This is a genomic window from Kocuria tytonicola (assembly GCF_003687455.1).
Lineage (GTDB): Bacteria > Actinomycetota > Actinomycetes > Actinomycetales > Micrococcaceae > Kocuria > Kocuria tytonicola.
Map to the genome: position 1 here is coordinate 1 of NZ_PHOA01000011.1, position 21,806 is coordinate 21,806.

Sequence of the window (21,806 nt, forward strand, 5' to 3'; positions counted from 1 at the left end):
CCGCAGGGCTTCACCATCCTCAACCTGCTGCTCCAGTTCGTGCTCATGGCTCTCATGGTGCTGCTCGCGCTGCCGCCCCTGGTGCTCCTGTTCGTGCACCTGGGCACCGGCGCCGCCGTGTGGAGCTGGGCGGCGCTCGCGGTGGGCCTCGCGGAGGGGGCCATCCTGCTCTGGACCGGTGTCCGGGTGGGCGGGAAGTGGCTGGAAGCACGCGGTCCCGAGCTGCTGCAGGAGGTGGCCGGGTACCGCTGAGCCGGACACCCGGTTTCGGTGCACGGGGTACAGTGGAGGGCATGGAAACCACCGAAGCCCAGCACGTCCAGGGCCCTGCCGCGTGGGCCCGCCGGGTGCTCCTCAGCACCGAGTCCGGGACCGAGACCGTGGGGGGAACAGCCACGATCGAGCGTGAGGAGACCCGCCAGTTCGCGGAGCCCGGTGACCACGAGCGGTTCGCCCACTACGTCCGCAAGGAGAAGATCATGGAGTCGGCGCTGTCCGGCGAACCCGTGATCGCCCTGTGCGGCAAGGTGTGGACCCCCGGACGCGATCCGCAGCGCTTCCCGGTGTGCCCGGAGTGCAAGGAGATCTACCAGGGCCTGCGCCCCGGCAAGGACAAGCCCGAGGACTGACGGCACCCCCGCACCACCCCCGTCCCGCACCACGGGACACCGGCGGCGCCCGCACTGCGGGCGCCGTTGCCGTGCCAGCGGTCCGCACCCGGCGGCGTCGTCCCGGGAGCGGGGCAGATGCGCGCCCCGGAGCGCGCGGAGAGGACGAGCACCACGTGTCAGAGAACGACCAGATGTCCCTTTTCGGGGCGGCCGCGGACCTTCCCCCGGCGTACCCGGACCGAGCCGCGTGGGGCACCGCCCCGAAGCTGCGCGCCTGGCAGGCGGAGGCCATCCAGCGCTACGAGCAGGCGCAGCCGCGGGACTTCATGGCCGTGGCGACCCCCGGGGCCGGCAAGACCACGTTCGCGCTGACCGTGGCCAAGAAGCTGCACGATGCCGGAGTGGTCCAGCGCGTGACCGTGGTGACCCCCACCGAGCACCTCAAGCGGCAGTGGGCGGACGCCGCGGCCCGTGTGGGGCTGGCCATCGACCCCAACTTCAAGAACGCGGACGGTCAGCACGGCCGGGGCTACATGGGGGCCGCCGTGACCTACGCGCAGGTGGCGAACAAGCCGCTGCTGCACCGGGCGCGCACCGAGGCCGGGCGCACCCTCGTGATCATGGACGAGATCCACCACGCCGGTGACGCGCTGTCCTGGGGGGACGGACTGCGCGAGGCGTTCGAGCCCGCCACCCGGCGGCTCGCCCTGACGGGCACCCCGTTCCGCTCGGACACCTCACCGATCCCGTTCGTGACCTACACCGAGGACGCGGACGGCATCCGCCGCTCCACGGCGGACTACACGTACGGCTACGGCAACGCCCTGCAGGACCACGTGGTGCGCCCGGTGATCTTCATGGCGTACTCGGGTCAGATGCGCTGGCGGACGTCCGCGGGGGAGGAAATGGCCGCGCAGCTCGGGGAGGGGTTCACCAAGGACATCACCTCCCACGCGTGGCGCACGGCTCTGGACCCGCAGGGCCAGTGGATCCCGTCCGTGCTGCGGGCGGCGGACCAGCGCCTGACCCAGGTGCGCCGCACCGTGCCGGACGCGGGTGCGCTCGTGATCGCGACCGACCACCAGGACGCCAAGGCCTACGCCGAGCAGCTGCACGCCCTCACGGGGGAGCGGCCCACCGTGGTGCTCTCGGACGACAAGGCGGCCTCGAACAAGATCGACCAGTTCTCGGAGTCCGACAAGCGGTGGATGGTGGCCGTGCGCATGGTCTCCGAGGGGGTGGACGTGCCCCGCCTGGCAGTGGGCGTGTACGCGACGTCGACCTCCACGCCCCTGTTCTTCGCGCAGGCCGTGGGCCGCTTCGTGCGTGCCCGCAAGCGCGGTGAGACGGCCTCGGTGTTCCTGCCCTCGGTGCCCGTGCTCATGGCGCTCGCGAACTCCATGGAGGAGGAGCGGGACCACGCGCTGGACAAGCCCAAGAGCGTGCCCGACGTCGTGGACTTCGACCAGCCCATGGAGACCGGCTGGGACGACGACCTTCTGGAGGAGGCCAACCGCGAGGACCGGGCCTCGTCGGCGCTCGCCCAGGGCAACTTCCAGGCACTGGACTCGGACGCCTCGTTCCACGGGGTGCTCTTCGACGGCGGTGCGTTCGGCGGCGGTGCGGCCGTGGGCTCCGAGGAGGAGGCCGAGTACCTCGGGATTCCCGGTCTGCTGGACCCCGAGCAGGTCTCCGCCCTGTTGCGCGAGCGCCAGTCCCGCTCGGTGCAGCGGCAGGGGCGGGTGAGCCCGGAACCGGAGGAGCCCGCCGTCCCGGACCACCGGCGGCTCAAGGACCTGCGGGCGCAGCTGTCCAAGAACGTCTCGGCGTGGTCCGCGCGCACGGGCACCCCGCACGGCGTGATCCACAACGAATTGCGCGCCAAGTGCGGCGGCCCCGCCGTGGCGCAGGCCTCCGAAGAGCAGCTCAATGCGCGGATCGCCCTGCTGCAGCGCTGGTTCATCGGACGCAAGTAGCCCCCGGGCACGACGCCGCAGGGCCGGGTCCTCCACGCTCCGCACCTCTCGGGCGCTCCGGAAGACGCCCTCCCGGGGGTCCACCGCGGGGTTCGTACCCCGGCGTGCGAGGACCCGGGCGTCCAGACGTGGGCCGCCGCAGGACCGCGCGGACGCGTACGGACCACCTCCCGATCCGAGCCGGCCCGTTCCCGCACCGGGCCACTCCCCACTGGTTCGCTCCCCCGGGGCCGCGCGCGGCGGGAACGCGTCAGGGCAGGTCCGTGACGACCTCCACGCCCACGTCCTCCAGCTGCGCCACGGCCTGCTCGCCGCCCTCCGGGGAGACCGGGGCCGTGAGCGGGAGCAGCAGCCGGGTCTCGTAGCCGGCGTCCACGGCATCGCGGGCGGTGGCCAGCACGCAGTGGTCCAGTGCGAGTCCCACCACGTCCACGGCCTTGATGTCGCGCTCGCGCAGCCAGTCGTCCAGGCTCACACGGTCCTCGTCCGTGCTCTCCTCGGGCTCGCCCATGGGGACGTCCACGTCCGGGGCGGAGAGACCCTCGAAACCGGAGTAGGCGGCGTCGTACGCGCCCTTGCGGAAGAACTCGGTGACGTGCTCGGTGTCCAGCTCCGGGTGGATCTGCGCGCCGTGGGTCTCGGCCACGCAGTGCACGGGCCAGCTCGTGGCCCAGTCCGGGGTGTCGCTGAAGTGCTCCCCGGGATCCACGTGCCAGTCCTGGGTGGCCGCCACCGCGGCGTACTGCGCGTGGTGGACCTCCAGGTACTCGGAGATCCCCGCGGCCACCGCGGCACCTCCGGTGACGGCCAGGCTGCCTCCCTCACAGAAGTCGTTCTGGACGTCCACGATCAGCAGTGCTGTGCGCACGGTTGCCTCCCTGCTCAGTGTGCGGTTCCGGGTTCGATCACGGTGGGGATGACGGGCTCACCCTCGGAGAGCCGGTGCGCGGCCCGCGGCAGCTCCGCCACGGACTCCGCGTGGCGGGCACGCGCCTTGGTCACGGCCTCGGGGCCCGTGAAGCCGTCCCGCAGCTCGCCACCGGTCACGTAGTCCACGATCAGCGGGCGGTCGTCGCCGTCGTCCCGCGGTGCGTGGGACACGCCCACGATCTCGTGGGTGGCCACCCCCTGGGGGCAACGACGGCGCAGGGCGAACTTCTCGCCCCCCACGGACGCCTTCCCGGAGGAGGCCTTCGCCACGGGCTCCATGGTGCCCGAGGCCCCTTCGCGGGACACGAGCTTGTAGACCATCGAGGAGGTGGGGGCCCCGGAGCCGGTGACCAGCCGCGTGCCCACGCCGTAGGCGTCCACGGGCGCGGCCCGCAGCGCGGCGATCGCGTACTCGTCCAGGTCGCTCGTGACCGTGATGCGGGTGTTGGAGTTGCCGAACTTGTCCAGCAGGGCGCGCACGGAGGCCGCCTGGGTGACGAGGTCACCCGAGTCCAGCCGCACGCCGCCCAGGTCCGGCCCGGCGATCTCGACGGCCAGGCGGACGGCCCGTTCGACGTCGTAGGTGTCCACTAGCAGCGTGGTGGAGACCCCCAGGGCGTCCAGCTGGGCGCGGAAGGCCTGCTCCTCGGAGTCGTGGAGCAGGGTGAAGGAGTGGGCCGCGGTGCCCACCGTCTTCACGCCGTAGCGGAACCCGGCCTCGAGGTTGGAGGTGGACTCGAAGCCCGCGACCACGGCGGCACGTGCCGCCGCGACGGCCGCCTCCTCGTGGGCGCGACGGGAACCCATCTCGATGCACGGCCGGTCCCCGGCGGCACCCACCATGCGGGACGCGGCGGAGGCCACCGCCGAGTCGTAGTTCAGGACGGAGAGGATGTAGGTCTCCAGGACGCACGCCTCCGCGAAGGAAGACTCCACGCTCAGCAGCGGCGAGTACGGGAAGTACGTCTCGCCCTCGGCGTAGCCGCGGATCTGGCCCGTGAAGCGGAAATTCTCCAGGTAGGCCACCGTGGCGGCGTCCACCACGCGGGTGTCGCGCAGGAAGCGCAGCTGCTCGTCCGTGAAGCGGAACTGCTCCAGGCCCTCCAGGATCCGGCCCACGCCCGCGAAGACGCCGTAGCGGCGGCCGTGCGGCAGCCGCCGGGCGAAGACCTCGAACACGCTGCGGCGGGACGCCGTGCCGGCGCGCAGGGCGGCCTGCAGCATGGTCAGCTCGTAGTGGTCCGTCAGCAGGGACGTGGCCTGCGGGTGCCAGGAGGAGTGCTCGTTCACGCTGCCAGCCTAGTGGGCGCCCGGCGGAGAGCACATCCGCGGGGCCGCCGTTACCATGGGGACGATGTCCACTACTGCCCTCACGGCCCACGCCCCCGCCTGCACCGTCCTGGTGAGCGCTGCTCCTGCGGAGTCTCCCGCGCTCACCACGGAGGAGGAGGCCGTCACGGCGGTGGACGTGCCCTGGAACGTGGTGGTGTGGGACGACCCCGTGAACCTCATGAGCTACGTGGTCTACGTGTTCCGCGCCCACTTCGGCTATCCGGACGCCAAAGCACGCGCCCTCATGCTCGAGGTCCACCACCGGGGGCGCTCCATCGTGTTCACGGGCACCCTGGAAGAGGCGGAGACCCACGTGAGCGCACTGCACGGCTACGGCCTGTGGGCCACCTACGAGAAGGCGGGGGAGAACTGATGGCACACGGTTTCAAGCGCACACGCAAGGGCATCGTGGGACGGTTCGAGGCCCCCGAGGTGCGGCTGCTCCAGAAGCTGTTCTCGGACGTGGGCGAGACCCTGGCGCCGGAGCCGCGCGAGGAGCAGGATCCGCTGGAGGCGCTCGTGGGGTGGGACGAGGACGTGCCCGAACCCACGGACCCGGCGTTGCGGCGGATGCTGCCCCCGGCGTCGTCGGACCCCGAGCAGGCCGCAGAGTTCCGGCGGCTCACGGACCGGTCCCTCCGGGAGCGCAAGATCGCCGCGCTGAGGGCGTCCTCCCTCGCCCTGGAGTCCGAGCCCGTGGTGCTCACCACGGAGCAGGCGCAGGACTTCGCCCGCTCGCTCAACGATGTCCGCCTGGTGCTGGCCTCCCGGCTGCGCATCGACTCGCCCGAGGACGCCGAGCGCGTGGCCGAGCTCACCGACTTCGGGAAGGCCGAGTCCGTGGAGCAGTACATGGGCGTGGTCTACAACTTCGTCTCCTGGCTGCAGGAGACCCTCATGAACGCGCTGCTGAAGACCCTGCCCGCGAGGTGACGCAGGCCTCACGGCACAAGGTGACTCACGCGCGAGGGGACACGGGAAAAGCACTACAGTTTCCCGGTATGCATGCTGATCGATCTCGTTCCGCCGGGCCCAATCCCAACTCGCCCATCGGCGTGTTCGACTCGGGTGTGGGCGGACTCACGGTGGCGCGCTCGATCATCGACCAGCTGCCCCACGAGGAGATCCTCTACGTGGGGGACACCGCCCACGGCCCGTACGGTCCGTTGCCGATCGCGGAGGTGCGCTCCAACGCCCTGCGCATCATGGACGAGCTCGTGGACTCCGGCGTGAAGCTGCTGGTGATCGCGTGCAACACCGCCTCCGCCGCCGTGCTGCGCGACGCCCGTGAGCGCTACACCCGCGGCTACGACATCCCCGTGACCGAGGTCATCCAGCCCGCGGTGCGTCGCGCGGTGGCCACCACCCGCTCGGGCCGGGTGGGCGTGATCGGGACCGAGGCGACCATCGGCTCGCGAGCGTACGACGACACGTTCGCCGCCGCCCCGCAGCTGGAGATCACCTCCGTGGCGTGCCCGGAATTCGTGGAGTACGTGGAGCGCGGCGTGACCACCGGCCCCGAGCTGCTGCGCACCGCCCAGCAGTACCTGCAGCCGCTCAAGGACGCACAGGTGGACACCCTGGTGCTTGGCTGCACCCACTACCCGCTGCTCACCGCGGTGATCTCCTACGTCATGGGGGAGAGCGTGAACCTGGTCTCCTCCGCGGAGGAGACCGCGCGGGACGTCTACCGCAGCCTCATGGACCACAGCCTGGAGCGCGATCCCGGCCTGGCCCCCCACCACGAGTTCCTCGCCACGGGAGATCCCGTGCGCTTCGAGGGCCTCGCCCAGAGATTCCTCGGGCCCGAGGTGGTCCGGGTCCGGCACACGGCGTCGGTGGCCGAGCAGTACCCCACCGGTTCCCTCGCGACGATCCATCCCGCTCAGCGCTGAGCGGGGACGCAGAAAGGCCAACACGCATGATCCTGACCGTGGTCGGCAACTCCGGCAGCTTCCCGGGCCCAGACTCTCCGGCGTCCTGCTACCTCGTCACCGGCGAGGACGAGAACGGGCGCACGTGGCGCATCGTGCTGGACATGGGCAACGGCGCACTGGGGGCGCTCCAGCGCCACGTGGACCTGCACACCATCGACGCGATCATGCTCTCCCACCTGCACCCGGACCACTGTGTGGACGTGGGCGGGCTGCACGTGGCGGTGAAGTGGGACCCCCGGGGATGGCAGGGGGAGCGGATTCCCCTCTACGGCCCGTCCATGCTGCACACCTACCTCAACCAGCTGCACATGCTCCCCGCCGAGCACTCCATGGACACGGAGTTCGACTTCCACGTGTGGCAGACCGGGGTTCCCGTGACCGTTGGCCCGTTCACCGTCACTCCGTACGCGGTGAACCACCCTTGCCCGGAGCCGTTCGCCCTGCGCGTGGAGCACCGCGGTCCGCACGGCACGGAGGTGCTCACCTACTCGGGGGACACGGATTCGTGCGAGGAGCTCGTGGCGGCGGCCCGGGACGCGGACCTCTTCCTGTGCGAGGCCGCGTACGAGGACGGCCGGGAGGACCACCTGCGCGGCATCCACCTGACCGGGGGGCGCGCCGGAGAGACCGCGGCCGAGGCCGGCGTGCGTCGCCTGCTGCTCACGCACCTGCCCGTGTGGAACGACCCCCGGGTGGCCGAGTCCGACGCCGCGGGGGCCTACGACGGCCCGGTGTCGGTGGCCCGTGCGGGCGCCTCGTACGTGGTGGCGGACCCGACCGGTCGTTCGGTCGATGCGTTGGCACGCCCGGGTGGCGAGGGATAGGCTGACGAGCATGACTTCGCCCCACGGTCCGGCACACTCCTCGGCACGCACTGCGCAGGAGGGTCAGGGCGCATCCCCCGTGGTGCGCGCGGACGGACGGGCCGTGGACGAGCTACGTCCCATCACCATCACCCGGGGCTGGTCCGAGCAGGCGGAGGGTTCCGCGCTCATCGAGTTCGGCGGCACGCGGGTGCTGTGCACCGCATCCCTGACCGAGGGCGTGCCCCGCTGGCTCAAGGGCGAGGGGCGCGGGTGGGTCACCGCCGAGTACGCCATGCTGCCGCGGGCCACGTCCACCCGCTCCGCGCGCGAGTCCGTGAAGGGCAAGATCGGCGGACGCACCCACGAGATCTCCCGGCTCATCGGTCGGTCCCTGCGCTCCGTCATCGACCTCAAGGCCCTCGGCGAGAACACCGTGGTGCTGGACTGCGACGTGCTGCAGGCCGACGGCGGCACGCGCACGGCCTCGATCACCGGCGCGTACGTGGCGCTCGCCGAGGCCATCTCCTGGGCGCACGAGAACGGGGTGCTCAAGCCCCGGGTGAACCCCCTCACCGACTCCGTGTCCGCGGTCTCCGTGGGCATCATCGACGGCGTTCCCATGCTGGACCTGCCCTACGTGGAGGACGTCCGCGCCGAGACCGACATGAATGTGGTCGTGACCGGATCGGGGGACTTCGTGGAGGTCCAGGGCACCGCGGAGGGCGTGCCCTTCCGCCGTGACGAGCTCGACTCCCTGCTGGACCTCGCCGTCTCCGGCTGCGCCCAGCTCTCCCAGATCCAGCGCGAGACCCTGGAGTCCAGCCGTGTCCGATGACACCGGCGACGCCCGTCTGGTGCTCGCCACGCACAACCAGGGCAAGGTCCGCGAGCTGCGGGCCATGCTCGCGGACGCGGGCCTGTCCGATCCCGGGATCGTGGTGGACGCGGGCGCGGTGGGGCTGGACGATGTCGTCGAGACCGGCACCACGTTCCAGGAGAACGCCCTGCTGAAGGCCCGCGCCGCCGCCGAGCAGTCGGGTCTGATCGCACTCGCGGACGACTCCGGGCTCGCCGTGGACATCCTGGGTGGAGCGCCCGGGATCTTCTCCGCCCGCTGGTCCGGCAGCCACGGCGACGACGCCGCCAACCTCCGCCTGCTCCTCGCCCAGCTCGCGGACATCGCGCCGGAGCACCGCGGTGCGAGGTTCGTGTGCGCGGCGGCCGTGGTGAACCCGCGAGGCGCCGAGCACGTGGTGCTGGGGGAGCTGCCGGGTTCGCTGCTGACCGCACCGGCCGGGGAGAACGGGTTCGGCTACGATCCCGTCTTCGCGCCCCACGGCGAGAACGGGCTGAGCTGCGCGCAGCTCACGCCGGAGCACAAGAACCGGATCAGCCACCGGGCCCGGGCCATGGCGGCCGTGCTGCCCCGGGTCCTGGAGTTCCTGCAACGGGAGACCGGGCACGAGACCAGCGCGTCCTCTTCCACCCGATCGGGGCGCGAGGACTGACCCATGACCTTCGCGTGCGGACACCTCCCCTTTGCCCGAGCCGTGGAAGCGGTGCTCGCCGAGGCCGGCGTGCACGTGGACCGCTCCGAGTGGGAGCTGCACGCCGGAGGCTCGGCCCACATCGTGGTGAACGCCGGCCACATGATGAGTGTGCGCATTGCCAAGAACCCCATCTCCGGGGAGAACGTGCGGCGCCGCACCAAGGCGCTCGCCCAGATGCCCGAGTTCGACTTCGCGGTGCCCCGCCCCCTCACTCCCGTGATCCAGGACGGCCGCTACACCGCCGTGGGCATGACCTGGATCCCCGGGGCACCGAGGTCTCCCGGTCCCGTGGATCCCCGCGAGCTGCACCGGGTGCTCCAGCAGATCCGTCACGCGGACCCGAGCGGCGCCGAACCGTGGCTGGACCGGCCCGGTCAGCACTGGGGCGGCCACCGGCGGCGGCACGTGCTGCTCGACCAGGTGCTCCCACGGCTGCTGCCCCGGAACAGGGACCGGGCCCTGCGCGCCATTGAAGACCTCGTCTCACTCGAGACGGTGGCACCGCGGCTGGTGCACGGGGACCTCATGGGCTCCAACATGCTGTGGCAGGACGACCACCTGGTGGGCGTGATCGACTGGGACCACGCGTGCCTGGGGGACCCCGCCTACGACGTCGCCTCGCTGGGGCTGTGGTTCGGCTGGGCCAGCGTCGGTGACGCCACCGACGAGGAGAGCTGCCGCCGGGCCCGGCTGCACGCGCGGATCTTCCCCCTGCAGGCCGTGGCGTACGCCCTGCACCACGAGCTCGACACCGCCCAGGTGCGCCAGGCGGTGGAGAAGGCGGACGCGTGGTTCGAGACGCGGGCCATGGCGGCCGTCTGACCACCCCCGAGCATGTCGGAGCGGGTGCCTAGTCTGGGCGGGTGCCCGTCAGTTTCACCGCCATAGACTTCGAGACCGCCAACCGCAGCCTTGCCTCCGCGTGCGCCCTCGGGGTGGTCAGGGTCCGGGACGGTGAGGTGGTGGACACCCGCTACTCGCTCATCCGGCCCCCCGCGGGTCACGACGCGTTCGAGGCGGGAAACATCCGCATCCACGGCATCCGCCCGGCTGACGTGCGGAACGCTCCCACCTTCGACCGGCTGTGGCAGTGGATGTGCGAGAACCTCACCGACGAGGACCCCGACTCCACTCTCGTGGCGCACAACGCCGTGTTCGACACCGGCGTCATCCGCGCCGCGAACGCGGCGTGCGGTGGGGTGGCGCGCCCCTGGAACTACGCCTGCACCCTGCGGCTCGCGCGGGCGGCCTACACGCTGCGCTCATACGCGCTGCCCTCGGCCTCCCGCGCGGCAGGCGCCGAGGTGGTGGAGCACCACAACGCGCTGAGCGACTCCCTGGCGTGCGCCGGGATCGTGCTCGACCTCGCACGGCGCAGCGGGGCGCGTGACATGGCGGGCCTCGCCGCGCACTACGGCGTGACGGTGCAACGCGCCGCCCTGTGAGCCGCCTGCGGTCCCGCGGCGTGCTACGCACGTCAAGGAACCGGCGTGGGGCGGCGCCCCGGTCCTCCCGTCGTTTTCGGGAGCGGCCGGAGATCGACGCGTCCGGTCAGGGCCGCCAGCGGGCGTTCCACTCCGCGGCCAGCTGCTCCAGCTCCGCCTGCGCGTCCCGCGTACCCGATCGCGCGGCATCGTGGCCGTGCCCCGCTCCGGAGCGGTCCTCCGCGCCCTCCGCGCTGGGATGGGGCCAGCGTGCAGCGGCGACCGTGACCGCGGCGGTGCGGGCAGCCCGCGCGACCGGTCCGGAACCGGGCAGACGCCCGAGAGCCCGCCGAGCGACGTCGTTCTCCTCGCGGTTCCCCGACTCTCCCTCGACCGCAAGGAGCGCGGCGAGCCCCAGGGCCAGCGCGTACGACGCCGCCAGCTCCGGTTCGGAAGCGGCGGTCCCCGCGGCTGCCGCGTCCAGCAGGTCCTCACGTGCCGCTGGATCGGCGCAGCGTGTCAGGAGACCCAGGGTCACCGGTGCGGGGCGGGTGACCAGTTCGCACACGCGGGCGGTCTCAGCAACGACCTCCGTGAGGCTTGCGTTGATCTCAGCGGCCCGGGCCGCAGCATGCACCGCCAGGGCCATCGCTACGGCGGCGGTCTGGGACTCCGGGCTTCCGTGGGTGATGGCCGCGGAGTCCACCGCCAGGGCCACGAGGGACTTCCACCCGATGTTGGGCAGCAGACCGTACGGTGCGGTGCGTGCCAGGACCTCCGGGCTCCCGGCACGCGGCAGCACCGGTCGGACGACCTCCCCGAGAGCACCGGTGGCGAGAGCTGCGAAGCTGTCCCCCGCGTGCTCGCCCGGTTGGGCGAGGAGGGGATGGTCCCGGTCGAAGTCGTCAGTGGGCGGGTGCGGAGCGTCGCTGGGCAGTCGTGCGCCGTTCGCAACCGCCCACCGCAGATAGCCCAGCCATGCGCAGGCCGTGGGATCGGCGGACTGGCCGTCGTTCGCCCAGCGCGCCACCTCGTTGAGGGCGGCCACGGTGCGGGCGGCCAGGTGGGTGGCCTCATCCGGGAGGCCGCCGGGGGTCTCGTGCAACGGGGCCAGAAGTACGGCGCGCACCACGAGCGGGTAGGCGGTGGTGGTCGCATCCAGTCCTCGGTCCGGGGCGATCAGTTCGGGGCTGTCCGGGGTGCTCATGCGCCCAGTCTAGGAACTCGACGAACCGTGTTCACCCGCTGGCCCCCGTGGTGCCGGGTGAACCGTTCCCTCTCAGCGTGAGCCGCCCGGGCAGCCCAGTCCGGACGGGTTGATCCGGCAGTCGTCGGCCACGTTGTGCACGGTGGCTCGCCACACGCTCAGCGGAACGGCGGGGGAGACCACCTGGTTGTAGCCCGCCACAGGCTGCCAGCCGGTGCCCGCGATGTTGTACTCCCCGAAGAAGTACGTGGTGAGCGAGACGGAGTAGTCCCCGGTTGCCGTGTAGACGTGGGAGGTGTCCGTGGGGACGTCCCAGGCCCCCTCGGCGAGCGGCGATCCCGTGAGCGGGGTCGGCCCCAGGGTGGTTCCGTCACCGTAGTTCCAGGTGTACTGGACGGGGTAGGCACGCACCGAGACCGGATAGCCTCCCAGGGCGGTCTCGAACGACTGCGGCTGGGCCACCGCGTAGACGTTCGTGTTCATGTTCTTCAGGGTGTCCGGCGTGGGCTGAACGTGGTTCTCGGCCGGGGCCACGGCCAGTCGCTGAAAATCCTGCAACGTGAACACGGGGAGGGGCACGTACCCGTCGTCGTTCGTGCCCGCGGCCTGGGCATCGGAGACACACATCTGGGTGCCCCGCGCCGAACGGGAACCCTCGTTCGCCCCACCCACCACGATGTCCATGTTCACGCCCGCCGCACCGGACTCGTCCGTGCACTCCTGGGCAGCCCGGCACCTCTTGAGACCGGAGCCCTTCTCCTTGGTGCACGGGTCCTGCAGCCCGTAGGTTGTATTGTTCTTGGCCGTGTCCATGAGGCGGGCATTGAAGAAGATCGAGTCGTCGTCGGACATGAGACGGTCCCGGAGGGCCTTCTGGAAGGCGGGATCGGTGTCGGGGTTCCAGGCGACGCCGGTCTGCCTTTGCTGGTCGGGCCCGAAGCCGCCAGGTGCGTTACTGCGCGGACGAGTGACGCCACCCTCTCCGCCTAAGTGAGCGCGCAGCTTAAGTATGATGTCCGCTCCGTCGGAGGCTGCGCCGTGCTGAAACCCTCCAAAGTCGCCAACTAAGCCACTGCCGCCAATCAAGGGATCTTCCTCAGCGTTTGCAGGAGAAAAAGATGCTTGAAGGAGTGCGAAAATGACTAAACTAAGCAAGCCTATTTTAGCTTTGAACGGATAGGTGCTCGCCTTTGCCACTTTAGACCCGCTCATCACAGCGCGCCCCGGGGTGAGGCTGTCACGTGGGTCCAATGCCCCTCGCGATAATCAACGTAAATATCGATTAGATCCGTTCCGGAAAACGGCGATTGCGTCACTGATTTGGATGAAGAAGGCACAGTCTTCGAACCGGAACTCATAATATCGACCGGTAAGTTGTAACCCCCGTCCATTCTTTTTGTGAATCCACCCGGGAGTATCGTTACTTTTTCCCATCCCCCGATGGCCCAACCGCCATGTTGGTAAAGTGCTTCGATATCATCGAATTGCGCTGTGCATTTTGAGCATTCTGCGGCGGTTACGTCCCGTACCAATGTTGTGTCACCCGTCTGCATGGCGTACCACTGCGCATCAGCGCGGTAGTTCAGGAACGCCTGAGCACCGGCCTCAGTCTCCTTCGTGGCCTCCGCGGGCATCACCGGTTTGGGCACGTTGCGTGCAGGGTGCTCCAGGGTGGCCGGTTCGTAATCCTCGGGCACTTTCTGTCCCGTGGCGAGGACCGTGGGTTCCTCGGGGCGCCAGTCGTCCGGCAGCGGTGACTGGCTGCCGTCGGGAGACGGGTGGGCAGTGGAGGCGGCGGCGTCGTCCGGTGTGGGTGACCCGGAGCCCTGTGGCGAGGCTGCGGACGTGGCCGCGGAGGGGCTCTGGGTGCTGCCGGCTGCGGTCTCGTTCTGGTTCCCGTCGCAGCCTTTGAGCAGGAGTGCGCCCGAGCACACGAGTGCCCACCCTGCCAGGTGTCCGCGCATCGAGCGCGAATGATGCATTCCCATGAATCCCCCTGCGGAATCCGCCGATCTGTGATGTGCCTTACGTTCCGCATCATAGGGGGCTCGATCACGGATGGGCGTGGAAAGGCGCCGCCTGTGGAGAACGAGGAACATGCGCTTGCATGACGCCAGGTCAGACGACAATTCCCACACATCGCCGCGACGAATAATGCGGGATGTTTCAGGTCGAGGGGCATGAGGAAGGGAGGCTCGAGGGGGGGACCAGGCTCGTACCGGACCCCGCCGGTCGACGGGGGCGATGCCCGGGTCCGCTCGTCGGGACCCCCCTCGGGGACCATCGCCTCCGCGGTGCGGCTGGTCATCCGATCTCCACGTTTTCGCCAGGCGCGCTGTGGGTGTCCGAGACCCTCGTTACATTGACCTCATGCTGATTCTGCACACGTCCGACTGGCACCTGGGCCGCACGTTCCACGGCGTGGACATCCTGGACGTCCAGGCGCGCGCCATGGCTGAGATCGTCACCTGGGTGCGCGAGCACGGCATCGACCTCGTGCTGGTCTCGGGGGACGTGTACGACCGCGCCCAGCCGCGCACGGAGGTGATGGAACTTCTCAACTCCACCCTCGCGCAGATCCGTGAGGCGGGCGCCCAGGTGGTGCTTACGAGCGGCAACCACGACTCCCCGGCGCGCCTGGGCTTCGGGGCACGGATCATGTCCCACGGAGGTGTCCACCTGCTCACCACGGCGCAAGGTGCCGCACACCCGGTGCTGTTCTCCGAATCAGGCGAAGGCCTCGTGACCCCGACGACGCCGCACGGCCCCGTCCCGGGTCACGGCACCTCGGCGGGCACCACCACGGTGGCGGTGTACGGCATCCCGTACCTGGAGCCGCGCGCCGCGGCGGCGCAGCTGGAGTGCGCGCCCACGCACCAGGGCGTGCTCGGCGCCGTCATGCAGGACGTGGATGCCGACCGTCGTGCCCGGGACGGTGTCACGTCGGTCGTGATGGCCCATGCCTTCGTCACGGGGGCCCACGCCACGGACTCGGAGCGGATCGTGGACTCCGGGGGCCTGGGCACCGTGTCCGCAGACATCTTCGAGCACCACGACTACACCGCGCTGGGGCACATCCACCGCCGGCAGCGGATCTCCGAGACGGTGCGCTACAGCGGGTCACCCGTGGCCTACTCGTTCTCCGAGGCCGGCCACCCGAAGGGTGCGTGGCTCCTGGACGTGGGAGAGGACGGGGTGCGTGGCGTGAGTCCGCTGGAGCACGAGTCGGGCCTGGAGCTTGCCCGGTTGAGAGGCAGGCTGGAGGACCTCCTGCAGGGAACTGAGCACTCACCCGCCGAAGGAGCGTGGTGCCAGGTGGTTCTCACGGACCCCGAGAGGCCTGCGGCAGCCATGGAACGCATCCGTGCCCGCTTCCCCCGCACGGTGGAACTGCGCTGGGAGCCGGAAGGGGGCAGGGCAATGACCCCGCAGGCCTACGCGACCCGGGTCGCGGAAGCGGCCAGCCCCGAGGAGCTGTGCGGGAGGTTCTACGAGCACGTGCGCCACCGGTCGCTTAGTGAGGCGGAGGCCACAGACGTTTCGGACGCCGTTGCCGCGGTGCGGAGCAGGGAGGTGTCCCGGTGAAGCTGCACCGCCTGGAGATCACGGCCTTCGGCCCGTTCCCGGGCCACGAGAGCATCGACTTCGACGCGCTGAACGACGCGGGCGTTTTCCTGTTGAACGGTGAGACCGGTTCGGGCAAGACGAGCGTGCTGGATGCCATCTGCTTTGCACTCTACGGTTCGGGGCCCACCACGGCCGCCAAGGGTGGGCGCAAGGCCCAGCACAGCGACCACGCGCACCCGCAGACCGGGCCGCGCGTGGACGTGGAGTTCACCGCGGGTGGCCGCCGGTGGCACGTGAGCCGGACGCCCGCGTGGCGTGCGCCGTCGAAACGGGCCGCCTCCGGGTGGACGGAGCGCCACGCCACGGTGCTGCTGCGGGAACTCGTCTCGGGCGAGTGGGTGGAGCGCGGCTACCGTCCTGACGACGTGGGCCAGATGATCCACCACGCGGTGGGTCTGGACAGGGAGCAGTTCACCCAGGTCATGATGCTCCCGCAGGGGCAGTTCGCCCGCTTCCTGCAGGCGGGATCCCGGGAGCGTGAAGAGCTGCTGGAAACCCTGTTCGGCACCGACGTCTACGCCGGGATCCAGGACGAGCTCAAGGCCCGCGCGGACGAGGCGAGGACCGAGTTGCGGTCCGCTGAGGCTGACGTCGAACGAGGAGACCAGTTGCTCGAGCGCTATCGGGGCCGGGTGAACGCTGCCCTGGCGGAACTGCCCGCGGACCTGTGTTCCGAGGTGGCCGACTCCCCGGTCGCGGAGGAGCCCGCGCCGTCGGACCGGGACCTCGCCCGTTGCGGGTGGGACGCCGTCGTGACACGGTGCGGCGCGCTGGTGGACGCTGTGAGCCGGGCGCGGGGTGAAGCGGCCGACCGCTGCGCGGAGGCGGCGTCGCGGCACACACGCAGGGAAGGGCTCGAAGCACTGCTGCGCCGTCGCGCGGAGCTCACCGGCAGGCTCGACGTCCTGAACGGCGACTCCGAGCGGGCCGAGGCAGCAGCCCGGCGGGTTCGTGAGCACACACTGGCCCAGCAGTTGCAGGGGGCCGTGGACCGTGTGGAGGAGTCCGAGCAGCGCGTGGCCTCCCTGCATGCGAGCGTGCAGGAGTTGCGGGGGCGGCTCGCCCCGGACACGGACTCCGGGCAGGCTGCCCGGCAGGTCCTCGCCGGACGGGCAGTTCTCCTCGAGGGACTCGCGGGAGATGCGCCGCCGCCCGAGGGTCTGCGGGACACCGCGGTCGCCGCGGGGGAGTCTGCGCGCTCGTGCGTGCAGCGAGAGCGGGCCGTGGCCGAGGACCGCGCGGCCGCCCAGCGCGACGGCGCACGGTCCGCCGACCTCAGGGGCCGGGCCGAGCGCACGCGGGACGACCTGCGGGTGGCTCGGGAGGAACTGAGCGGCGCGGAACGCCGACGCGACGACCTTGCGCGGGCCACCAGGGACGAGGCGCTGATCCGGGAGCGGGCGCGCTCCGCGCGCGACGCCGTCGAGGCGAGTCGAGAGCATGAACGGGCCAGGGCGGCAGAGACTGGCAGCGCCACCGCCTACGAACGGGCGGAGGCCACCAGGCGAGAGGCTGCCCGCGCCGTCGAGGACCTGGAGGCGCGGCGGTTCGCGAATGCCGCCGCGACCCTCGCGAGTGAGCTCGGTCCCGGCCAGCCGTGTCCCGTCTGCGGGGCCACGGAACACCCACGGCCGGCGAGCATCGAGGACGGCGACGACGTGACCACGGCGACACTCGACCGTGCTCGCGCCGCCCGTGAGGTGGCCCAGGACGCCGTGGATGCAAGACATGCGGAGCTCGAACGGGCCCGCCGCGCCACCGCCGAGACGCTCGCACGCGGTGCGGATCCGGACCTGGACGCCGTGCAGGACAGGGCCCGTGGTGCGCGGGCGGCCGAGGAGCGTCTGGACGAGGCGCTCGAGGCATTGCAAATGTGCGAGCAGCAGCTCGAGGAGGCGCGCGAGCGCCTCGCGGACCTCGAGGCGCAGGCCACCCGCCTCACGGCGGAGGCCGAGGAGGCCCGGACGCGCTCCGAAGCACTCAAAGAGCGGTGCGATCGGGAAAGCAGCGATCTCGCGGGGCAGCTGCGGGGCTTCGCCACCGCCCGGGAGTTCCTGGACCGGGCGGAGGAGCTTGTGCGCCTGGTCAGCGACCTGGATGCCGGCCAGCAGGCTCTGGACTCCGCCCGGCACCACGCCGCCGCCCATCGGGACGCCCTGGACCGGGCCCTCGCGGACTCTCCCTTCGGCGACCCCCAGGAGGTCTCAGCGGCGCTCATGGATCCCGAGAGGGCAGCGCGGGAACAGTCCTGGCTGGAGGACCGGCAGCGGGAGCTCTCCCGCGTGGAGGCGGAGCTGTCCACGGAGGACATGCAGCGAGCCGCACGGCTCACCCCCGAGGAACGGGCGGAGCTCACCGCGGAGGCGCTCGCGCGCGGTGCCGAGGAGCTGGCCGCGTCAGCACAGCTCAGAGACCACCTCACCCAGCAGCTCGGAGGGTTGCGGGCCCTTGCGGCCGAGATCGAGACCTCGGCGCGGGAGGTGCCGGAGCTGGAAGGAGCGTACGAACGGGCCCGGGAACGCTCGGAGCGGTTGAGCGGGCTCGCGGACATCGCCACTGCCACGTCCTCGGAAAACGCCCTGCGCATGACGCTCACCTCGTTCGTGCTGGCCGCCAAGCTCGAGCACGTTGCGGCCGTGGCATCGGAGCACCTGTCCCGGATGTCCTCCGGGCGGTTCACCCTCGTGCACACGGACCAGACCCGCGGTGGCGGGAAGGCCGGCCTCGGACTCGAGATCGACGACTCCTGGACGGGCGTTCGTCGCGGCACAGAGACCCTCTCCGGAGGGGAGTCCTTCTTCACCTCGCTGGCCCTGGCCCTGGCACTCGCGGACGTGGTGCGCGCCGAGGCCGGTGGCCAGGACATCGACACCCTGTTCGTGGACGAGGGGTTCGGGTCTCTGGACGAGCAGACCCTCGAACAGGTGCTTGAAACCCTGGACGGCCTCCGGCGGGACGGTCGGGTCATCGGGGTGGTGTCGCACGTGAGCGAGATGAAGCAGCGGATCGCCACCCAGCTCGTGGTCACCAAGACGCCGCAGGGCTCCCACCTGAGCATCACCACCGGCCCGTGACCCCGGGCAGCCGGAGCCGTCGATCCGAGGGCCCGTCGACCGTCGGCCCCAGCGCTATGGCCCCGCGTAGGCTGAGCGCGTGAACACCGCCATGCACCCCCAGACCACGGAGCTGCCGGCCGGGAGCCTCCCGCCCAGGGAGCAGTGGGTTCGCCGCGACCGGCAGCTCGCGCTCATCACCCTGCTGCTGCGCGTGCCGCAGGTCATGACGCCCCTGGGAGTCCTCACCTGGGTGGCGGTATCCGCGGCCTCGGCGTGGACGGCTGCGGTCAGTTCGGCTGCCCTGTGCCTCGGCATGGCCGTGTGCGGCGTGGGCATGGCGGTCTTCGCGAACGTCCGCTGGCGGCTCTGGGCCCTCGCAGGGGTTGCTCTCATCCAGGGCGTGGTGATGTGGCAGCTCTCCCGGGTGGACGTCGATGCCGTGGGAACCACCTGGGACGCTGCGGGCGCGTTCATGCCGTTCTTCGTCGCGGGTCTCTCCCTGGCCCCGATGGGTCTGGCCGCACGGCTGCGGTGGGTGTCCGTGGTGGAGTCCGAGAACCGTCCCGAGGCGTTCGGCGGGGCCATGCGCCGCGAGTCCGTCAACGAGGCACTGGCCACGGTCCTGGGCGCCGCACTGACCGGGCTGCTGGCCGTGGTGGCAGGACCGTCGTCGGTGCTGCGTGCCTCGGCGATCCTGTCGGTGCTCACCATGGTGCTGTTCGTGGTGCACCCCTCGGCCAGGCATCCACAGGCCAACATGCCCGAGAGCCAGTGGCGCCGGGACCGTCGACCAGCTCCTCGGGCGCAGCAGCGCGCGGCGTTCCGGCTGCGCCACGGCCTGCTCTACGGCATCGCCGCGCTGAACGCCCTGCTCGGCGCGGCTCAGGGATGCCTCGCGGTCTACTCGGTCTCCCTGGACACGGTGAAGACCATGGGGGTGATGTACGCGCTGGTCGGATTCGGGGCGGCGGCGGGCTCCAGCCTGGCGGTGCGCTTCCGCCACCGCATCACGGCCGCCAACATGTGGGTCCTGGTGGCCACGGGCGCCCTGCTCACGTCCATGCTGCTCTCCGGGCCCTCCGGCACAGTCGGCTTCTCCGTGGTGCTCATAGCCGTGGGCTTCTTCTCCGGTCCGTGCCTGCTGTGCATCCACAGCTCCGCGGGGCAGGTGGACATGGCCCACGGCTACATGGGTCTCGTGGGCCTCATGAACGTGGCCACGAGTGTGGCCACCGCCCTGGGCCTGATCATCTGCGCGTACCTGGGCGTGCACCACGACTACATGTCCGCCGCCATGGTGCCCGTGGCCGCCTCGATGCTGCTGCTGGGCACGGCTCTCGTCTTCAACCACGGGCTGCGCCGCGCCCCCGGGCCGGAGCCGAGGATCTGAGCCCTCGCTCCGGCCGGGGCCAGGGCGGCTCGCCGTCGCGAGCACCCGCCGGGGCACGTGTTGCAGGAACGGTGCCCCACCAGCACGACGCCGCCTCCGGAACCGTACCCGCGAGGGTCAGGTTCCGCAGGCGGCTTCGTGCGCTCCTGGTGCAGGGTGCTCGGCTGAACTCAGGAACCGCGCGCGATCCACTCCGCCAGGTGGGGCTTCTCCCGGCCCACGGTGGTGGAGTCCCCGTGGCCTGTGAGCACGAGGGTGTCCTCCGGGAGCGTGAACAGGCGCTTGGCGATCGAGTCGATGATCGTGGGGAAGTCGGAGTAGGACCGGCCCGTGGCGCCGGGACCGCCCTGGAAGAGGGTGTCTCCGGTGAAGACGACCCCGTCCTCGCCCAGGTCCGGTGCGTGGAAGACCACGGAACCGGGGGAGTGCCCCGGGGTGGCCACCACGGTGACGGCCACCGTCCCGGCGAGGATCTGCTGACCGTCGTGCAGGGGCTCCGGCTCGGGACCCTCGGGATGAACGGCGCGCCACAGCATGAGGTCCTCGTGGTTCATCATGACGGGAGCGTCCGTGCCCGCCCGCTCCACGAACTCGCGCACGGCCTTGATGTGGTCGTCGTGGCCGTGGGTGAGCAGCACGTGGGTGATGGTGCGGTCGGCCACGGCGGCGAGCACCGCCTCGGGGTCGTGCGCGGGGTCGATGACGGCGCACTCCGCCTGGTTGCCCAGGACCCAGACGTTGTTCTCCACCTCCCACGTGCCGCCGTCCAGGTTGAACGTCCCCGCGGTCACGCAGTTCACCACGGTGACCCCGCCGCGGGGATCGGTCAGGACGGTCTCGGGCTGCCGGGTCATCGCTGCAGCTCCACGACCGAGCGCAGGACCTTGCCGGACTTCATGGTGTCGAACGCGGCGTCCACCTGGTCCAGAGCAATGCGCTCGGACACGAAGGCGTCCAGGTCCAGGCGCCCGAGGACGTACTGGTCCACGAGCATGGGGAAGTCGCGGGAGGGCAGGGTGTCCCCGTACCACGCCGACTTGATGGACCCGCCGTGGGAGAAGACCTCGTCGAGGGGAAGCTCCGCGGTGGTCCCGGGATCGGGAACGCCCACGAGCACCATGCGCCCGGCGAGGTCCCGTGCCTGGAAGGCCTGCAGGAAGGTGTCCGCCACGCCCACGGCGTCGATCACGAGGTCCGCGCCGTTGCCCCCGGTGAGCGCGCGAATGGCCTCCACGGGGTCCTCCGAGCGGGAGTTGACCACGTGGGTGGCGCCCAGACGCTGGGCGGTGCGCAGCTTGTCGTCGTCCACGTCCACGGCGACGATCGTGGTGGCGCCCGCCAGGGCGGCACCGGCCACGGCCGCGGTCCCCACGCCACCGCAGCCGATGACCGCCACGGAGTCCCCGCGCTGCACGGCGCCGGTGTTGATGGCGGCACCGATGCCGGCGGTGACACCGCAGCCCAGCAGGCCCACGGCGGCGTACTGGTCGTCCTCCAGCGGGGACTCGATGCGGGTGCACTGGCCTGCCGCCACGAGGGTCTTCTCCGCGAAGGCGCCGATCCCCAGTGCAGGCTCCAGCTCGGTGCCGTCCTCGAGGGTCATGCGCTGAGAGGCGTTGTGGGTGTCGAAGCAGTACCAGGGCTGGCCCCGGCGGCAGGCTCGGCACTCACCGCACACGGCCCGCCAGTTGAGGATCACGTGGTCACCCACGGCAACCTCCGTGACCCCGTCTCCCACGGCGCTGACCACACCGGTGGCCTCGTGGCCGAGGAGGTAGGGGAAGTCGTCGCCCACGCCGCCCACCTTGTAGTGCAAGTCCGTCTGGCACACCCCGCACGTGAGCACGTCCACGAGTGCCTCTCCGGGCCCGGGATCCGGAACCAGGATGGTCTCCACGGTCGCGGGCTCGTTCTTCGCCCGGACCACTACGCCCTTGACCTTGTGCATGAAGTTGCCTCC

At 71.1% G+C, this 21,806-nt stretch carries 20 protein-coding genes and 1 pseudogene; 14 read left to right on the forward strand and 7 right to left on the reverse strand.

Translation table 11 applies throughout. From position 1 onward, the window contains the following. The 3 genes and pseudogenes from CWC38_RS02680 to CWC38_RS02690 all read left to right on the forward strand — a co-directional run. Window positions 1-252, forward strand: a pseudogene (locus tag CWC38_RS02680) (hypothetical protein); the annotation flags it as partial. Between the two features lie 32 nt (window positions 253-284). Continuing rightward, complete coding sequence (locus CWC38_RS02685; protein ID WP_206059844.1) at window positions 285-629, forward strand: DUF3039 domain-containing protein; 345 nt, start codon at window positions 285-287, stop codon at window positions 627-629. Between the two features lie 173 nt (window positions 630-802). Then, window positions 803-2,587 (forward strand): DEAD/DEAH box helicase, encoded by a 1,785-nt coding sequence (locus CWC38_RS02690; protein WP_121845321.1) that lies wholly within the window; start codon window positions 803-805, stop codon window positions 2,585-2,587. A gap of 250 nt (window positions 2,588-2,837) precedes the next feature. Here CWC38_RS02690 and CWC38_RS02695 read toward each other — a convergent pair whose 3' ends face one another. Together CWC38_RS02695 and CWC38_RS02700 are read right to left on the reverse strand one after the other, a co-directional pair. Further along, window positions 2,838-3,455: an isochorismatase family protein gene (locus tag CWC38_RS02695; RefSeq protein ID WP_121845292.1), complete on the reverse strand. Its 618-nt coding sequence runs from the start codon at window positions 3,453-3,455 to the stop codon at window positions 2,838-2,840. A gap of 14 nt (window positions 3,456-3,469) precedes the next feature. Continuing rightward, window positions 3,470-4,807, reverse strand: a complete 1,338-nt coding sequence (locus CWC38_RS02700; protein WP_121845293.1) for a nicotinate phosphoribosyltransferase — start codon at window positions 4,805-4,807, stop codon at window positions 3,470-3,472. A gap of 64 nt (window positions 4,808-4,871) precedes the next feature. Between CWC38_RS02700 and clpS the strand changes: the two genes are divergently transcribed. The 8 genes from clpS to CWC38_RS02740 all read left to right on the forward strand — a co-directional run bounded on the left by clpS (window position 4,872) and on the right by CWC38_RS02740 (window position 10,587). Next, window positions 4,872-5,222, forward strand: coding sequence for an ATP-dependent Clp protease adapter ClpS (gene clpS / locus CWC38_RS02705; RefSeq protein ID WP_165860323.1), 351 nt, complete (start codon window positions 4,872-4,874; stop codon window positions 5,220-5,222). Beyond that, window positions 5,222-5,782: a DUF2017 domain-containing protein gene (locus CWC38_RS02710; protein ID WP_121845295.1), complete on the forward strand. Its 561-nt coding sequence runs from the start codon at window positions 5,222-5,224 to the stop codon at window positions 5,780-5,782. Before clpS ends, CWC38_RS02710 begins: the two co-directional genes overlap by 1 nt. A 68-nt stretch (window positions 5,783-5,850) precedes the next feature. Further along, window positions 5,851-6,744: a glutamate racemase gene (gene murI, locus CWC38_RS02715; protein ID WP_121845296.1), complete on the forward strand. Its 894-nt coding sequence runs from the start codon at window positions 5,851-5,853 to the stop codon at window positions 6,742-6,744. A gap of 26 nt (window positions 6,745-6,770) precedes the next feature. Continuing rightward, the gene (locus CWC38_RS02720) at window positions 6,771-7,610 is read left to right on the forward strand and encodes an MBL fold metallo-hydrolase (protein ID WP_121845297.1); all 840 of its coding nucleotides are present in this window, start codon (window positions 6,771-6,773) and stop codon (window positions 7,608-7,610) included. Between the two features lie 10 nt (window positions 7,611-7,620). Further along, complete coding sequence (gene rph / locus CWC38_RS02725) at window positions 7,621-8,427, forward strand: ribonuclease PH (protein WP_276309552.1); 807 nt, start codon at window positions 7,621-7,623, stop codon at window positions 8,425-8,427. Further along, a complete protein-coding gene (gene rdgB, locus CWC38_RS02730; protein ID WP_121845298.1) occupies window positions 8,417-9,100 on the forward strand; it encodes an RdgB/HAM1 family non-canonical purine NTP pyrophosphatase in 684 nt (227 codons plus the stop codon). Before rph ends, rdgB begins: the two co-directional genes overlap by 11 nt. A gap of 3 nt (window positions 9,101-9,103) precedes the next feature. Next, window positions 9,104-9,964 carry a phosphotransferase family protein gene (locus tag CWC38_RS02735; RefSeq protein ID WP_121845299.1) on the forward strand — a complete coding sequence of 287 codons (861 nt, stop codon included), beginning with the start codon at window positions 9,104-9,106 and terminating at the stop codon, window positions 9,962-9,964. Between the two features lie 41 nt (window positions 9,965-10,005). Then, window positions 10,006-10,587 (forward strand): 3'-5' exonuclease, encoded by a 582-nt coding sequence (locus CWC38_RS02740; RefSeq protein WP_121845300.1) that lies wholly within the window; start codon window positions 10,006-10,008, stop codon window positions 10,585-10,587. Between the two features lie 106 nt (window positions 10,588-10,693). Here CWC38_RS02740 and CWC38_RS02745 read toward each other — a convergent pair whose 3' ends face one another. From CWC38_RS02745 to CWC38_RS12005, 3 genes are all read right to left on the reverse strand, one after another. Next, window positions 10,694-11,773, reverse strand: coding sequence for an ADP-ribosylglycohydrolase family protein (locus tag CWC38_RS02745; protein ID WP_121845301.1), 1,080 nt, complete (start codon window positions 11,771-11,773; stop codon window positions 10,694-10,696). A 72-nt stretch (window positions 11,774-11,845) separates the two neighbouring features. Beyond that, window positions 11,846-12,625: a PKD domain-containing protein gene (locus CWC38_RS02750; RefSeq protein ID WP_121845302.1), complete on the reverse strand. Its 780-nt coding sequence runs from the start codon at window positions 12,623-12,625 to the stop codon at window positions 11,846-11,848. A gap of 359 nt (window positions 12,626-12,984) precedes the next feature. Continuing rightward, complete coding sequence (locus CWC38_RS12005) at window positions 12,985-13,470, reverse strand: DUF6318 family protein (protein WP_124106136.1); 486 nt, start codon at window positions 13,468-13,470, stop codon at window positions 12,985-12,987. A 673-nt stretch (window positions 13,471-14,143) separates the two neighbouring features. Here CWC38_RS12005 and CWC38_RS02755 point away from each other — a divergent pair. The 3 genes from CWC38_RS02755 to CWC38_RS02765 all read left to right on the forward strand — a co-directional run bounded on the left by CWC38_RS02755 (window position 14,144) and on the right by CWC38_RS02765 (window position 19,846). Beyond that, a complete protein-coding gene (locus tag CWC38_RS02755) occupies window positions 14,144-15,358 on the forward strand; it encodes an exonuclease SbcCD subunit D (protein ID WP_121845303.1) in 1,215 nt (404 codons plus the stop codon). After that, window positions 15,355-18,474, forward strand: a complete 3,120-nt coding sequence (locus tag CWC38_RS02760; protein WP_121845304.1) for an AAA family ATPase — start codon at window positions 15,355-15,357, stop codon at window positions 18,472-18,474. Before CWC38_RS02755 ends, CWC38_RS02760 begins: the two co-directional genes overlap by 4 nt. Window positions 18,475-18,553: 79 nt before the next feature. Further along, window positions 18,554-19,846 (forward strand): hypothetical protein, encoded by a 1,293-nt coding sequence (locus CWC38_RS02765; RefSeq protein ID WP_240625016.1) that lies wholly within the window; start codon window positions 18,554-18,556, stop codon window positions 19,844-19,846. A 170-nt stretch (window positions 19,847-20,016) separates the two neighbouring features. On the opposite strand, the gene CWC38_RS02770 is transcribed toward CWC38_RS02765, so the two are convergent. Then, the gene (locus tag CWC38_RS02770) at window positions 20,017-20,700 is read right to left on the reverse strand and encodes an MBL fold metallo-hydrolase (protein WP_121845305.1); all 684 of its coding nucleotides are present in this window, start codon (window positions 20,698-20,700) and stop codon (window positions 20,017-20,019) included. After that, window positions 20,697-21,794, reverse strand: coding sequence for an S-(hydroxymethyl)mycothiol dehydrogenase (locus tag CWC38_RS02775; protein WP_121845306.1), 1,098 nt, complete (start codon window positions 21,792-21,794; stop codon window positions 20,697-20,699). Before CWC38_RS02775 ends, CWC38_RS02770 begins: the two co-directional genes overlap by 4 nt. Window positions 21,795-21,806: the final 12 nt, after the last annotated feature.

Excerpts from the sequence above, each read along its gene's own strand:
- CWC38_RS02690 (WP_121845321.1), top strand. The coding sequence starts at position 803 with ATGTCCCTTTTCGGGGCGGCCGCGGACCTTCCCCCGGCGTACCCGGAC.
- CWC38_RS02775 (WP_121845306.1), bottom strand. The coding sequence starts at position 21,794 with ATGCACAAGGTCAAGGGCGTAGTGGTCCGGGCGAAGAACGAGCCCGCG.
- clpS (WP_165860323.1), top strand. The coding sequence starts at position 4,872 with ATGTCCACTACTGCCCTCACGGCCCACGCCCCCGCCTGCACCGTCCTG.
- CWC38_RS02745 (WP_121845301.1), bottom strand. The coding sequence starts at position 11,773 with ATGAGCACCCCGGACAGCCCCGAACTGATCGCCCCGGACCGAGGACTG.
- rph (WP_276309552.1), top strand. The coding sequence starts at position 7,621 with ATGACTTCGCCCCACGGTCCGGCACACTCCTCGGCACGCACTGCGCAG.
- CWC38_RS02750 (WP_121845302.1), bottom strand. The coding sequence starts at position 12,625 with ATGTCCGACGACGACTCGATCTTCTTCAATGCCCGCCTCATGGACACG.
- CWC38_RS02735 (WP_121845299.1), top strand. The coding sequence starts at position 9,104 with ATGACCTTCGCGTGCGGACACCTCCCCTTTGCCCGAGCCGTGGAAGCG.
- murI (WP_121845296.1), top strand. The coding sequence starts at position 5,851 with ATGCATGCTGATCGATCTCGTTCCGCCGGGCCCAATCCCAACTCGCCC.
- CWC38_RS02720 (WP_121845297.1), top strand. The coding sequence starts at position 6,771 with ATGATCCTGACCGTGGTCGGCAACTCCGGCAGCTTCCCGGGCCCAGAC.
- CWC38_RS02770 (WP_121845305.1), bottom strand. The coding sequence starts at position 20,700 with ATGACCCGGCAGCCCGAGACCGTCCTGACCGATCCCCGCGGCGGGGTC.
- CWC38_RS02710 (WP_121845295.1), top strand. The coding sequence starts at position 5,222 with ATGGCACACGGTTTCAAGCGCACACGCAAGGGCATCGTGGGACGGTTC.
- CWC38_RS02755 (WP_121845303.1), top strand. The coding sequence starts at position 14,144 with ATGCTGATTCTGCACACGTCCGACTGGCACCTGGGCCGCACGTTCCAC.